This is a genomic window from Fontivita pretiosa (assembly GCF_050410795.1).
Lineage (GTDB): Bacteria > Planctomycetota > Phycisphaerae > Tepidisphaerales > Tepidisphaeraceae > Fontivita > Fontivita pretiosa.
In genome coordinates this window covers 21,865-36,086 of sequence record NZ_CP191258.1, presented here as the reverse complement: position 1 = coordinate 36,086, position 14,222 = coordinate 21,865, and the positions used below count along the sequence as shown (strand labels likewise).

General features: G+C 63.6%; 12 protein-coding genes. 10 read left to right on the top strand and 2 right to left on the bottom strand.

Translation table 11 applies throughout. The annotated features are described in order from the left end of the window. The first annotated feature begins 34 nt into the window (after window positions 1-34). Complete coding sequence (locus ACQS5P_RS00175) at window positions 35-871, top strand: hypothetical protein (protein ID WP_428938883.1); 837 nt, start codon at window positions 35-37, stop codon at window positions 869-871. A gap of 43 nt (window positions 872-914) precedes the next feature. Here ACQS5P_RS00175 and recO read toward each other — a convergent pair whose 3' ends face one another. Beyond that, window positions 915-1,673: a DNA repair protein RecO gene (gene recO, locus ACQS5P_RS00170; RefSeq protein WP_428938882.1), complete on the bottom strand. Its 759-nt coding sequence runs from the start codon at window positions 1,671-1,673 to the stop codon at window positions 915-917. 87 nt (window positions 1,674-1,760) lie between these two features. Here recO and ACQS5P_RS00165 point away from each other — a divergent pair, with 87 nt between their 5' ends. The 4 genes from ACQS5P_RS00165 to ACQS5P_RS00150 are packed head-to-tail and all read left to right on the top strand — an operon-like array spanning window position 1,761 to window position 5,542. After that, window positions 1,761-2,519, top strand: coding sequence for a polysaccharide deacetylase family protein (locus ACQS5P_RS00165; RefSeq protein ID WP_428938881.1), 759 nt, complete (start codon window positions 1,761-1,763; stop codon window positions 2,517-2,519). 11 nt (window positions 2,520-2,530) lie between these two features. Beyond that, window positions 2,531-3,202: a hypothetical protein gene (locus tag ACQS5P_RS00160; protein WP_428938880.1), complete on the top strand. Its 672-nt coding sequence runs from the start codon at window positions 2,531-2,533 to the stop codon at window positions 3,200-3,202. Further along, window positions 3,180-3,950, top strand: coding sequence for a class I SAM-dependent methyltransferase (locus ACQS5P_RS00155; protein WP_428938879.1), 771 nt, complete (start codon window positions 3,180-3,182; stop codon window positions 3,948-3,950). Before ACQS5P_RS00160 ends, ACQS5P_RS00155 begins: the two co-directional genes overlap by 23 nt. Window positions 3,951-3,997: 47 nt before the next feature. After that, window positions 3,998-5,542 carry a S10 family peptidase gene (locus tag ACQS5P_RS00150; RefSeq protein WP_428938878.1) on the top strand — a complete coding sequence of 515 codons (1,545 nt, stop codon included), beginning with the start codon at window positions 3,998-4,000 and terminating at the stop codon, window positions 5,540-5,542. 167 nt (window positions 5,543-5,709) lie between these two features. Here ACQS5P_RS00150 and ACQS5P_RS00145 read toward each other — a convergent pair whose 3' ends face one another. Next, the gene (locus ACQS5P_RS00145; RefSeq protein WP_428938877.1) at window positions 5,710-6,699 is read right to left on the bottom strand and encodes a PEP-CTERM sorting domain-containing protein; all 990 of its coding nucleotides are present in this window, start codon (window positions 6,697-6,699) and stop codon (window positions 5,710-5,712) included. Between ACQS5P_RS00145 and ACQS5P_RS00140 the strand changes: the two genes are divergently transcribed. The 5 genes from ACQS5P_RS00140 to dnaG all read left to right on the top strand — a co-directional run bounded on the left by ACQS5P_RS00140 (window position 6,665) and on the right by dnaG (window position 14,060). Continuing rightward, a complete protein-coding gene (locus tag ACQS5P_RS00140) occupies window positions 6,665-7,576 on the top strand; it encodes a hypothetical protein (protein ID WP_428938876.1) in 912 nt (303 codons plus the stop codon). The genes ACQS5P_RS00145 and ACQS5P_RS00140 overlap by 35 nt on opposite strands. 224 nt (window positions 7,577-7,800) lie before the next feature. Next, window positions 7,801-9,876: an amylo-alpha-1,6-glucosidase gene (locus ACQS5P_RS00135; protein ID WP_428938875.1), complete on the top strand. Its 2,076-nt coding sequence runs from the start codon at window positions 7,801-7,803 to the stop codon at window positions 9,874-9,876. Between the two features lie 304 nt (window positions 9,877-10,180). Continuing rightward, window positions 10,181-11,206, top strand: a complete 1,026-nt coding sequence (gene aroF / locus ACQS5P_RS00130) for a 3-deoxy-7-phosphoheptulonate synthase (protein WP_428938874.1) — start codon at window positions 10,181-10,183, stop codon at window positions 11,204-11,206. 24 nt (window positions 11,207-11,230) lie between these two features. Next, window positions 11,231-11,815, top strand: coding sequence for a GNAT family N-acetyltransferase (locus ACQS5P_RS00125; protein WP_428938873.1), 585 nt, complete (start codon window positions 11,231-11,233; stop codon window positions 11,813-11,815). Between the two features lie 334 nt (window positions 11,816-12,149). Next, on the top strand, window positions 12,150-14,060 hold the full coding sequence (dnaG, locus tag ACQS5P_RS00120; RefSeq protein WP_428938872.1) for a DNA primase: 1,911 nt from the start codon (window positions 12,150-12,152) through the stop codon (window positions 14,058-14,060). Window positions 14,061-14,222 lie beyond the last annotated feature (162 nt).

The following is a 14,222-nucleotide window of genomic DNA, read 5'->3' as shown; positions in this document are numbered from 1 at the left end:
GATGGCACCATCAACACGAGCCGGAGCCAGGCCGATGTACCAACAGCTCAAACAGCGACTGGCGGAGATGCTCCGCCGTCCAAGGCTGCTCAAGCCGCAAACCCAGCGGCAGATCGCATCGCACCTGGCCGAGCACAACGCCGATCTGCGCTCCTTGCTCCTGTGCGCCGCCGACGTGCTGGAAGATTATGAGCTGGACGTGGTCTTCGGTCCGGTCTTCACGCCGACGATCGAGGAGCGCGCCGAGCTGGCGGACCTGCTTTTCCACTGGCATCCGACACAGCAGCAGGTCGCGCAGATCATCCACGAGCTTGCAGCCGAGTTGCCTCACGCCGTCGTGCGCCTGCCGGATGGCGAGCAGGCGAGCCTGAGTCTGCACGAAGTCATGGTGGACCGGTTCGTGCGACTGCTGCGTCTGGAGCAGGGTCCGGAGCCTTCGCTGGCCGCCGCGCTGCGGGATGCGGTGCCGCCGGGGCTGTGGAAGCTCGGTATCGCACTGCTGTGCGAGCGCGGCATGACTGCGCAGCATCAGAAGTGGCTCGTCGATTTCATCAACCACATCTCACGTCGCCGACAGCTTACCGCCGAACTGATGCGAACGGCGGCGGAGTTCCTCGCGGCGCAACCGTCGCTTGAGGCTGCTGATCTGCTGTCGGCGGCGGAGGCGCTGCTCCGCGCAACGCGGCAGACGGCCGCCTATGCTTCCGGCGGCCATGCCTACTGGTCGCCCGATGTGGCTCAACATCACCAGTATCGCGGGCAGGGACGCGTGGATCAGCAGCAGATCGCGCAGCGTCAGGCGGAAGTCGAGCAGGTCGCCATGCTGCTGGAGGAGCTGCGCAGCTTCATTGCCGAACAGCCCGCACGATAAACACAACACACGATCCCGCGTGCCCGCGGGCGCATCGGACGCCTCAGCTCAAGACGTAGCTTCGCATCCGCAGCCGCCGCGAAAGCGTGTGCTCGACATGCTCGGCCAGCAGCTTGTTGATCGGATCGGTCTGATATCGTGTGAGCTGCGGCAACCGCTGCGGAGAGCCGTTGGTTCGCGGCAGGCGGCTCATCGTCTGGACCAGCCGCAGGAGCCTGGGATCGATCACAATCCGATCCGGGGCCAACTGCTCGCAGTTGCGACACACCACCCCGCCCCGGGCCGCGGAAAAGTACGCCCGCTCCAGCGAGCTCGAGCCGCACATCACGCACTCGCTGAGCTGCGGCACATAACCCGCCTCGCGCAGCAGATCCAGCTCAAAGGCCAGAAACACCTGCTCGATCCGGGGCGAGGGCAGCTCGCGCAGCGTCTGTTCCAGCCGGTCGAACAGCTCCGGATGCGGGTCGTGCTCCTCGAACAGCAGGCTGGTCAGCTCCGCCGCGTAAAGCGCCAGATACAGCGCCCGCAGATTGCGCCGCAACGCCAGATGCCCCTCACGCAGGCTCCACTCGCACAAGGTGCCCAGCTCCCGCTCCGGGGCGTACGTCAGGACTGCTTGGCCGAGGTCCAGAAGATCCACGCCGCCGTCAAATCTGCTCGCGCCGGCCCTGGTTTTGCGGTGGGCTCCCTTGGCAATGACGCGGACGATGCCGTGCTCCCGTCCCAGGAGCATGAGAATCTGCGATGTCTCGCTGTACTCGGTTTTTCGCAGGCAGATGCAGCAATCGGAAACAAGCGGCATAGCATCAATTATATCTGCTGCCCGATCGATTAGACGTCGCGCTTGCCTGACGGCGCGCCGGCGGGCATGCTTATCTGCCGTCTGGTCATGCGACACGCGCCAAGCCATTGGACGGACCTGCTGCGAAGCAAACCCTGGACAGTCGTCCAGGGCGGGGTCGTCCGTGGCGACGTGTCACTCGATCGACTGTCGCTGATCTTCACCGGCGGCGAGTACGGCGAAGGCGCCCGCCACATTCTGGATGTCCTGGCCCGTCAGAACCTCAAGGCCAGCTTCTTCGTCACCGGTGAGTTCCTCCGCAAGCCCGAGCATCAGGACGCGCTGAAGCGCATGATCGCCGACGGTCACTACCTGGGCCCGCACTCGGACTGGCACCCTCTGTATTGTGCGTGGGAGGACCGCTCGAAAACGCTCGTGACCGAGGCGTTCTTCAAGAGTGATCTCCAGAAGAACATCGCCGATCTGCGATCGCTGGGGGCGTTGCCGGATGCGTCTGAGGTTGTCTATTTCATTCCACCGTACGAGTGGTACAACGCCGATCAGTCACGCTGGGCTGGCGCGATGAATGTGCTGCTGTTCAACTTCACGCCGGGCACCGGATCCAACCGCGACTGGGCGCCCGAGGGACATCGCAGCTACGTGCCGGCGCAGCGGATCATCGAAGACATCCTGGCCTACGAGCGCGACCGCACGAAAGATCCGCATGGACTGAACGGGTTTCTGCTGCTTCTGCATCTCGGCTCGCAGCGACAGGACAAGACATGGAAGCTGCTTGAGCCATTGATCGAGGAATTGAAGCGGCGGGGGTACAGCTTCGCGCGCGTCGACGAGCTGCTGGCGCTGTGAGCCTGGAACACATGCAGGTTCTCATCATCATCTCACTGATCGTCGCGATCGTGGTCATCACCGCGATCATCGGACGATACTTGCACCGGAAACGGCAGCAGCAGATGTTCGAGCTGGCGCCATCCCTGGGTTTTGCATTTGACCCCGAGCCATCCGACCTTGAATCGCGGTACACGGGAATCTGGCCCATGGACGCGGGCAGATTTCACACCAGTTTCAATCTGCTCAGCGGTGTCACCGATCGCCCGACAACAATTCACTGGGAGATTTTCGATCACCGCTATACGACCGGCAGCGGCAAGAACAAGCGGACCCACCGCATGACCATCGTGGCGGCGACAGTCCCGCGGTTTTCATTCCCGCGGCTGACAATGCGCCCCGAGGGGTTTTTCGACAAGCTGGCGGCGATGATCGGCTACGACGACATCGACTTTCCCTCCGATGAGTTCAGCAGGCGGTATCACGTCAAGTGCGAGGATCGCAAGTTCGCCTACGATCTGCTTACGCCACGCGTGATCGAGTGTCTGCTGGCCGGCCCGCCACGGCACTGGCAGTTGCACGGCCCAAGGATGGTGCTGGTCAGCAGCCGTCCGGCGTCGCCGCAGGACATCCGCGATATGATGTCGCTGATTCAGGGCTTGATCGAGAGGATTGGGCAGCATGCCGCAGCACGAGTTCGATGAGCTGGCCGAGATCTACGAGGCGATGATCGACTGGCCCAGGCGTCTGGCCAACGAGCAGCCGCTGTTTCGGTGGGTGTTCGAGCGCGTCGGGGCACGGCGTGTGCTCGACGCGGCCTGCGGCACGGGGCATCACGCGGCGATGTTTCATTCCTGGGGGATGGAGGTGGAAGCGGCGGATGTCAGCGCGGCGATGATCGAACGTTGCCGCTCCCGCTGGGGGCAGTCCGATTCGCTGCGATGGATCGTGCGCGCCTTCGATCAGTCGATTCTGGCCGGAGGCGAATCGTCGCGGCCTTTCGACGTGATCGTGTGCATCGGCCAGTCGCTCGCCCTGGCGCCGGATCGCGCCACCGTCGCCCGCGCGCTGTCGGCGATGCTGGCAGCAGTCCGTCGCGACGGCGGGGCGGTGCTCGTGCACGTGCTCAACCTCTGGAAGCTGCCGGATGGACCGTGCGTCTGGCAGAAGTGCCGGCGAGTCCAACTGCCCGGCGCCGGAGACAGCCTGATCATCAAGGGCGTGCAGCGCTGCGGCGATCGGGGATATGTCAACGTGCTGGCGACGCGACTGGACACCCACCAGCCAACGCTGCGCAGCGAATCGGTGCCTTTCCTTGGTCTGGAGGCCGAGGAACTGCACCGTATCGCGCGCGCCGCCGGCGCAGTCTCGGTCGAATTCTTTGGCGACTATCAGCGGTCGGCCTACGACCGCGCCGCCAGCACCGACCTGATCATGCTGGCGACCAGATGATCTCAGTCAGGGAGATTCGCGTAATGCAGAACGGGCGCTTGATCGCGATGGCAGGTCTGGTTCTTCTGCTCGTCGGTTCGCCGCTGGCCGCGCGGCAGCCGGCAACATCGGCGACCGCGGATTCGCAGGACTCCCAGGGAAATGTTGTGACGCAGCACGAGCTTCGTTTGCCCGACCGCACGCTGCGTTACACCGCAACCGCCGGGTACATCCGCCTGAAAGATCCCGAGGACAAGCCACGGGCGAAGGTGTTCTTCATGGCGTATGAGCTGACGCCGCAGGAGCCGGTTGAGCAGCCGACGACGCGTCCGGCCACGGAGTCATCCACACGCCCCGCATCGCGCATCGATCGTCCGATCACGTTCGTGTTCAACGGCGGCCCGGGCGCCGCTTCGGTGTGGCTGCACCTGGGCACCGCCGGGCCGAAGCGCGTCGTCATGCCCGATGACGGCTCGCTGCCCGCGCCGCCGTATCAGCTTCAGGACAACCCGTGCACCTGGCTGGATTTCACTGACCTGGTTTTCATCGATCCGGTCGGCACGGGGTTCAGCCGCGCCGAGAATCCCGACCGCGCCAAGGAGTTCTACAGCGTGCAGGGGGACATCGCGTCGGTGGCCGACGTGATCCGGCTGTACCTCAACCAGTCGGGCAGATGGCTGAGCCCCAAGTTCATCGCGGGCGAAAGCTACGGCACGACCCGCGCCGCCGGCCTGAGCGAGCATCTGAACGACCGATTCGGCATCGCCGTCAACGGCATCGTGCTCATCTCGACGGTCCTGAATTTTCAGACGCTTCAGTTTCGTCCGGGCAACGATACGCCATATCCGCTCTGGCTTCCGAGCTACACCGCCGTGGCACACTACCACAAGCGGCTGCCGCCGGAGCTTCAGCAGATGCGGCTGGCCGAGCTGCTCGAGCAAGTCGAGCGCTGGGCGTTCGAGCACTACCTGCCGGCATTGATGAAGGGGACGGATCTTGACGAGCAAGCCAGGCGGGGCATCGCGCGGCAACTGTCGCGATACACGGGGCTGCCGATGGAATACCTGGATCGGGCCAACCTGAAGGTTCCGCCGGGGCGCTTTCAGAAGGCGCTGCTGCGCGAGCAGGGGAAGATCGTCGGGCGGATGGATGGCCGAATCACCGCGCCGGATGCCGATCCGCTGAGCGATCGACCTGACTTCGACCCGAGCATGCACGGGTACTTCGGCGTGTTCAGCACGACATTCAACGACTACGTTCGGCGGGAGTTGAATTTCCAGACGGACCTGACGTATGAGTTTCTGACACACACGTTCGACCCCGGCCGGGACGATCGCGAGGGGTATCTTGATGTGAGCCCCGCGTTGCGGTCGGCGATGGCGAAGGTGCCGGCGATGCGCGTCGCCGTGTGCAGCGGCTGGCACGATTTGGCCACCCCCTTCGCCGCCGCGGATTACACGATCAATCAGTTACCCCTGTCGCGCCAGCAGCGGCAGAACATCGCTCACTTCTACTATGACGGGGGGCACATGATGTACCTGACTCGAGCGTCGTTGGCCAAGCTGCACGAGGACCTGGCGGGGTTCTATCGAATCGCTGTACCGCCCCTGTAGTGGCCGCCGTCCCGGCGGCTGCTGATTAATCATGTCACACAGGGACAGCGCGAGGATCAGAAGGAAGAGGAGGCGAGGTTGGCTGTTCCCCGCCCGCTCCGCCCCCGGATCGAAGATCGCCCGCTCATCCTGAAACCACGACCACCCACCGTTGTCGTTGAAGGTGATCAACTCATCCATCGCCGGGCACGATAGTGTCGTCCGACAATGCCGACCAGCACGCCCGCCAAACCCATCGTCCCCGGCTCGGGCACGAGGGCGGGCACCGGCACGGCGCCGAGTTGGTAAAGTGGTCCGCCGACATCCAGCGTGTCAGTGCTGGTAAAGATGCCGAGGCGCGTTAGATTCATCGTGCCGGGGATCGTGACGTTGATATTCTGTATGGCTCCAGGGCCGCTGATCGGAGTTCCGACGTAGGCGACCGTCAGATTGAGCAGCGCGGGATCATCTACCAGTCCTTCCGCCCCCACCAGACCCGCCGGCGTCTGCCCGAGCAACTGAACCGATGCCGTTAGGAAATCCGGCTCCCCGGGTATCGAGACCTCGGCGATCGTCCCCGGCACACCGATGTCGTAGAGCGTAACGAAATCGCCTCTGGCCAACCATTCCGACCCGTTCGTCGCGAAGTTTAGCTGGTAGCTGTACGTTCCGTTCCCCGCAGACTCGAAAATCGGAATGAAGCTGGCAGACGCGGCCTTCGCCGACCATGCCAGCAGTAGCAACCAAGCCAGAGAACGGAGCGCCCCGGCAAAGCCATATGTATTTCTGAACGCCATGATGTTCGCTCCGGGCGTGGCCAGTTTTGGGGGAGGTGTTCCGAATAGAGGTACAATACCTTCTGTTTTGGGGGTTGTTCGTGTGGCGGCCAAGGAGTGGCCGCAAGGAGCATGGCCATGGATCGGCAAGTTCATCTTCCTGTCGAGCAGTTCATTCAGCGGATGCAGATCGAATTCGAGCAGACGATGCGTCGGGTGGCCGAGGCGGTCAATCAGGCCCCTGACGGACAGTGGATCAACGGCAGCGAAGTCCAGGTGCTGGAGGCGATGACGGAGTTTCGGCGTAAAACGTTCGAGACGGCGTTGCAGATGCGGATTGACGAGGCGGAGGGGACTTTTTCCCCCGGTGGACCGGCAAACCCTCAGGAAAAAGCAGAACAAGGGAAGCGCCTTACGCTCGACGCTGAGCGTCAACGGACGGGTGCAGCTTCGCCGCCGGCACTATCACTCCCGCGGCGAAGGCAACGTCACGCCCAGCGATGATCTGCTGGATGTGGTTCATGACACGATCAGTTTGGCCACGCGGCAGTTGTGCTGCCAGTTGAACCGAGCCTCGCGTAGCTTCGAGATGACGGCCCAGAACCTGAAAAAAGCGGCGCAACTGAGCCTGTCCCACGAGACGGTGCGGCAGGCGGTGGAGAGCGACGGCAAGGCGGTGCTGGAACAGTCGCGCAGGGGGCAGCTTGGGCCGACCTGGCACGCCAGCCAGTGCAAGCGTCCCGATGACGGGCGGTCGTTGGTCTACCTCAGCAGCGACGCGTTTATGGCACCGACGATCACCGACGCCCAGAAGCAGGCCCGCCGCCGCAAGGTGCTGGACAAACGCAAGGGCCGCGGAGGCCGCAAACACCGCCTGGGGCCGGTCAAACGTGGAACCGATCAGCGTTACAAGGAGTTCAAGGCGGTGATGTTCTACGACCACGAGTTGGAGCACAAACACGTGTCGGTGACCCGAGGCGATTGCCGCAGTGCAGGACGACTGATGAGTCGGGAGGCCTGGCGACTGGGATTCGCGGCGGCGGACCAGCGTGTGGGCAATATCGACGGCGGACCCTGGATCATCAACCAGATCCAGCGGCAAACAACTTCGCTCCAAGACACGCCGAGCCAAGCGACAGGAAACGGACCGGCTCATCGAATATGTGTCGGATCGCAGAGAGATGATCCGCTATCCGCAATTCCTGGCCAACGGCTGGCACATCGGCAGCGGGCCGATGGAGAGTCAATGCCGTGTTGTGCCTCACCGGGTGAAGGGTAAAGGCAAACGCTGGGAGCCCGACAATGCCGAAGCGATCATGGCCTTGGAAGCCATGTACCCAAGTGGGCAGTGCTCAGCCTGCTGGAAGCTGGCGATGTGCGGTCGAAATTGGGCGGTCCCGAAAAACCGGTCACGCCCGGGCACGTGAGTGTTTGCGTCGCAGTACTGGCATTTGTGCGTTCGTGGTATACTCCGCACGCGACACTCGTTTCATGGAGGAACCGATGGCACTGCTGGGCGCTGCGGCGATGGGTTTGGACGACCTGCTGTCCCGCGAATGGCTGGTCGCCAATGGGATCGGGGGGTTTGCCTGCTCCACGCCGGTCGGGTTGAACACTCGCAAATATCACGGGCTGCTGGTGGCGGCGATGTCTCCGCCGGTGCGACGCATGGTGTTGCTGTCGCGCGTCGAGGAGACGGTGATCAGCGTTGTCGGAAGCGGTACGACATCACAGAAACGCCAGAGCGCGCTGGCGTGCAATGAGTACCCCGGAACGATTCATCCTCACGGACATGAACATCTGCGCGCGTTCAGCGATGAGCCGTTTCCGCGATGGGCCTACCAGGGCGAGGGCTGGACGATCGAAAAGAGCCTGCGTCTGCTTTGCGGCGAGAACACGGTTTGCCTGACGTACACGCTGCTGGGCGCCGAGAAGCCGGTGGTGCTGGAGCTTCGCCCGCTGTTTGCGCTGCGCGGGATTCACGAGCTGTGCTACCAGTGGAATGGCCAACTGGATGCGCAGTCGCGCTCGCCGGGGCAGCAGCGCATTCCCCCGACCAGTCGCACGCCTGAGGTTTTCTTCGCGCACGATGGAGTCTTCGAGCCCGGCGGCTGCTGGTACATGTCCACGATCTATCGCCGCGAGTGCGAGCGGGGATACGCGGGACTGGAGGATTTGTGGATGCCGGGGGTGGTGCGGTATCGGCTGGCCCCGGGACAAAGCGTGCATTTCGTCTGCTCGAGCGAGCCGATCGAGCTGGATCGGGTGTTGTCGGAAGCGGATCGGCAGGCGGCCCGCGAGCTGGCGCGAAGCGCGCCGATCGTCACCGGCGCGGCGGATCAGGCGCTGGAGGCGTTGTTGCGCGCTGCCGATCAGTTTGTCCTGCACCTGCCCAAAGCGGTTGTCAGTGCCGGGGCGGATGCCGCGATGAACGTGATGGCCTCGTACCCCTGGTCGCCGCCGGCGGGACGCGACGCCCTGATCGCGTTCACCGGACTGTTGCTGATTCCCGGTCGGTTCGACGAAGCGCGTCAGTTGCTTGAGACGATGGCGGGGCTGGCGCGCGAGGGAGTGATGCCTTCGGAATTTCCCGAGGACGCATCGCCGCCGAAGTATCTCGGCGCCGACACGTCGTTGTGGTTCGTCAACGCGGTACATGAGTGGCTTCGATACACCGGCGATGAATCACTGGTTCGTGAGCGGTTGTTCGAGACGGTGGTGCGAATCATCCGCTGCTACCAGTCGGGCACGAGCCTGGGGATCGTGATGGATCCCGACGGGCTGTTGGCCAGCCACGAGCCGGGCGTGGCGACGACGTGGATGGACGCGCGTACGGGAGACTGGGTGGTGACGCCGCGACAGGGCCGGCCCGTCGAGCTGAACGCGCTGTGGTACAACGCCCTGCGGATCGCCGCTGACCTTTGCGCGCGATTCGACCGGCTGGTGTGGGCCGGGGAATTCGTGAGGCTGGCGGAGGCGGTGCGGCTGGCGTTCAACCGGAGGTTCTGGAACGAGTCGTCCGGATGCTGCTTCGATGTGATCGGGGATCGTGGCGCCGATCCGTCGATCCGCCCGAACCAACTGCTTGCGATCAGCCTGCCACACGCGGTGCTGGCGTCGGATCGTTGGCCGCCGGTGCTGGAGGTGATCCGTCGGGATCTGCTCACGCCGATGGGGGTGCGGACGCTGGCTCGCTCGGATCCAAGCTATCGAGGGCATTATGCGGGCGACGTGGTATCGCGTGACCGGGCGTATCACCAGGGATCGGCGTACCCCTGGCTGCTGGGTCCGATGAGTTCGGCGGTGGCTCGCGTGCAGGGGCGTACGATTCAGACGCGCAACGAGATTCGCGGCATGCTTGAAGGCTGCCTGATGTATCTCCAGGACCGCGGCGTGGGACAGATCTGCGAGTTGTTTGATGGGGATCCGCCGCATCATCCCGGCGGGGCGATTGCGTCGGCGCGATCGGTGGGACAGGTTCTTCAGGCATACGTGGAGGAGGTGCTGGGGGTGCTGCCGCAGGCCAGGTCGGGCTGGCCAACCCGGCCTTCACCCGTTCGCCCGCCGGTGGGAGCCTGAGCCAAAACCTGCACAGACCATCTCATTCAGGATGCAGGGATCGTCGGAAGCGCACGCTGTGTTCGCGTGCTGAAAATGGTTGACATCCTGCGATGCTGTGGTAGGCTTGTGAATCGATGAGTCGGCTCAATTGCGGATTCTCGTTTTGGTTTGGCGGGTATTTTTATCCGCGGCGAGATTCCGCGTTCTGAGCTGACTTACCCAGATTGGATTATGGACAAGCCTCAGGACGCGGTCCTGGGGCTTTTTTGTTGGGTAACGGCATGGGTTGCGACAGTGCAACAGAACGGCGGAGGTTGTCTCCATGGTCGTGGTAATGAAGCCGGGCAGTACGCCCCAGCAGGTCGAGCACGTCGTGCAGCGGGTGCGCGAGATGGGATTGAAGGATCATGTGATCGTCGGGACGGAGCGCACGGTCGTGGCGGTTATCGGAGACGACCGGTTTAAGGACCGCACGGCCCTGGAATCCATCGAGGGGGTGGACAAAGTAGTGCCGATCCTGGCGCCGTACAAGATGGCCTCGGTGGAGGTGCGCAAGGAGCGGACGCTGGTTCCATTGGGCGGAAGGCTGGGTGGAGTGGTGGGGGGGCGGAAAGTGGCGGTGATTGCCGGGCCTTGCAGCGTGGAGGATCGGTCGCGGTTGCTCGAGACCGCGCATGCAGTGAAGGAGGCCGGGGCAGTGGCTTTGCGTGGCGGGGCATTCAAGCCACGGACCAATCCGTACACGTTCCAGGGCCTGGCGGAGGAGGGACTGAAGTACCTGGCCGAGGCGCGGGAGCAGACGGGGCTGGCAGTGGTGACGGAGGTGATGAGTATCGAACAGATTCCAATGGTGGTGGAGTACGCCGACGTGCTACAGATCGGCGCGCGCAACATGCAGAACTTCAACCTGCTCAGCAAGGTGGGCGAGACGCGCAAGCCGGTTTTGTTGAAGCGCGGAATGAGCTCGACGCTGGAGGAGTTTCTGCTGGCGGCGGAGTACGTGCTGGCCGGGGGCAACACGCAGGTGATGCTGTGCGAACGCGGGATTCGCACGTTTGAGAACGATTACGTGCGCAACACGCTGCCGCTGGCGATCGTGCCGGAGCTGCATCGGCGATCGCACCTTCCCGTGGTGGTGGATCCGAGCCATGGAACGGGCAAGCGGCACCTGGTCGAGCCGATGTGTCGTGCGGCGGTGGCCTGCGGAGCGGATGGACTGCTGCTGGAAGTGCACCCCGACCCCGAGCACGCCCTGACTGACGGCGCGCAATCCATCACGCTGGCGCAATTCAGGGAATTGATGGCGAGCATACGACGTGTGGCGGCGGCGGTGGACCGGGAAGTGTAGCGGCGGTGCGCGGAAGGATAGACGATGAGTGATGCGCCACGGCCTGTGCTTCTGGATTTGCCGCAGCAGCTCGAGACGCCGCGGCTGATCCTGCGCGCCCCCTGCCCGGGGGATGGGGCGATCGTTTTTCCGGCGGTGCGCGACTCGTTGAACGAGTTGCTGCGCTGGATGATCTGGGCCAGGCCGGATTACAGCCAGAACGACGCCGAGGAGTGGTGCCGTCGCTCGGCGGCGCAATGGCTCACGCGCGAGCAGTTGCAGTTCGTGATCCTGGCTCGCCCGGACCGGCGCTATCTGGGCAGCATCGGGGCCTTCAAATTAGACTGGAAGGTGCCATCGGGGGAGATCGGCTATTGGCTGCGGACGGATCAAACCGGACATGGGTACATGACCGAGGCGGTGTGCGCGCTGACGCAGTTGCTTCACGAGAGCCTGGGGTTTGTTCGCGTGCAAATCTGCATGGACGATCGGAATCAGCGAAGCTGGCGAGTGGCGGAGCGGTGCGGGTTCGGGCTGGAGGGAATCCACCGCTGCGATCAGCGCAGGCCGGATGGCGTGCTGCGCGACACCCGCGTGTACGCGAAGGTGTGGAACGATCCGGAAGCGTGAAGCCCGCCAATTTGTGGGGGGACTGCCGCCACTGCGGCAGACCTGTCGCTCAAGAGATATCGCGAAATCGCAAGCGGGGCGGCGTGCTGAAGCATCAGCTAGTAAGCTGTGTCACCTGATGTTGCGCAATTGCTGCGCGTTATTTGACCAGTTCCTTAACCGGTGCTATATTTCACGAGAGCGCGCCATCGCTCTTCACATTAAGTCTTGCAGCTAAAAAGCTTAGGCAGTTGGGACGCGACCTCAGGGACGAGGGCTGACCTCCGTCGGTCGGCAACTGCGCATTCGGCGATGGTGGGCCACGGTCGTAACGCTGTGCGCGGATCGCCTCACGATGGGAATTGCCACCGCAAGCAACGACGCCAAGGCCATGGTCCTCCAGGCGGTGGACCTGGTGGAGTTGATCGGGCGAACCGTAAAGCTGAAGCGGCGCGGGCGAAACTACGTCGGACTGTGTCCTTTTCATAATGAAAAGACACCGTCGTTTACCGTGGATCCGGCCAAGCGCTACTTCCGCTGCTACGGTTGTCGGGAAAGCGGCAATGCGATCGACTTCGTGATGAAGCGAGATCGCATCGACTTCGTCGAGGCGCTTCAGCAGCTCGCGCGAGAATACAACATCGAGCTGCCGCGGCTGGGTTCATCCAGGCAGAACCTCAGCCAGCGCCAGTCGCTGCTGGAGGCGCATTCGGCGGCCTGCGGGTTCTTTGAAAAGTTGCTTGCTGATCCGCAATTGGGCGCTGCGGCGCGCGATTACCTGTCGCGTCGTGGTTTTTCTGTCGATACGCTCAAACGTTTTCAGATCGGTCTGGCAATCGATAGCTGGGATGCATTGCTGCGCAGTGCGGCGATGAAGCGATTCTCGCCGCAGCAGCTTGCCGAAGCAGGGCTGGTCAAGGTTCGCGAGAATGGGGGTGGTTACTACGATACCTTCCGAAACCGGATCATGTTTCCGATCCGGGATGAGCAGGGCCGCATCATCGCGTTCGGGGGCCGCGCGATGCCTGGATCCACTGATCCGGCGAAGTATCTGAACAGTCCGGAGACGCCGCTGTTCTCCAAGAGCCGGTGCGTGTTCGGACTGGACCTTGCGAGGCAGAAGATCGTCGAGCAGCGCATGGTCGCTGTGGTCGAGGGCTACACCGACGTGGTGATGGCGCACCAGTACGGCGCAACCAATGTGGTGTCGGTGCTTGGCACGGCGCTGACCGAGCAGCACGTGTCGATCCTGCGACGCTTCGCCGACCGGATCGTGCTGTTGTTCGATGCCGACAGCGCCGGCGACCTGGCGGTCAACCGCGCCGTCGAACTGTTCCTCACCCAGCCTGTGGAAATCGCGATCGCGTCCATGCCCAGCGGGGTGGATCCGGATGAATTTCTGATCCAGCACGGGCTTGAGCAGTTCAATCAGTTGCTTCAGGCGGCGCAGGACGCGCTGAGCTACAAGTGGCGGCAATTGCAGCATCAGTTCCAGGATAGTGGCGAGCTGACCAGCCGGCAGAAGGCGGTTGAGCAATACCTGGAGGTTCTGGCGGCGGCGCGCGGGGCGGGTCCGATCGACCCGATCCGCTGGGGAGCGGCGTTGGCGCGTGTGAGCCGGCTGACGGAGATTCCGGCTGAAGAGCTCAATCGCCGGTTCCGGATGCGACGCAGACCCGCGGCACCGCGGCCGGTGCAGGCGGGTCCGGCGGCTCAAGTTCAGCCGGGCGATCAGCCGAAGATCGCAGACTCCATGCCTCGGCCGCTCAGTGCCGAGGATCGTGCCGAACGATGGGTGCTTGGGGTATTGCTGGCCGAGCCGTGGCGATGGGCGCAGGCGCAGCAAGTCATTCATCCTCAGGACTTTACGGAGGAAAACCGCCGCAAGCTGGCGCAGGTGTACTGGGACTGGCAGCGAGACGAGGGCGAGCCGCAGTTCCATGAACTGTTGGGCGCGCTGGAGGATCCGCAGTTAAAAGACCTTGCGGCATCGCTGGTGGAGGAAGTGGAGGCGATGAGCGATCTGGACCGGACGCTGCACGATGCGTTGGAGCACATGCGGCAGGTCCGCCGTCGCGCCGATGAGAGAAAACTTGTGGCGGAGTTGCGACGTACAAGCGATCCGTCGGCGGTGCAGGCGCGCGCCGCGAACGGTTCGTTGCCGTCGCGCTCGCCCGGATCGGCAAAGCAGCTTGACGAAGTCGAACTGCTTCGCAAATTGCAGGAAACGGTGCGTCAGCCGGACATCCGGCGGGCGCCTGGCTAGAATGGGCTGCGGGAACGTATCGCCGGACAGTCGGTCGCCAGACACTGATTGAGTGCGCGCCGGTCGGATGACTGCGCGGCCGGCTGCGGGGATGGGGAATGGTCTTGGTTTGCTGAGCGGTCGTGCCCGAGGCGCGGAGTGGAGCGCAATTGGTTCATCGTG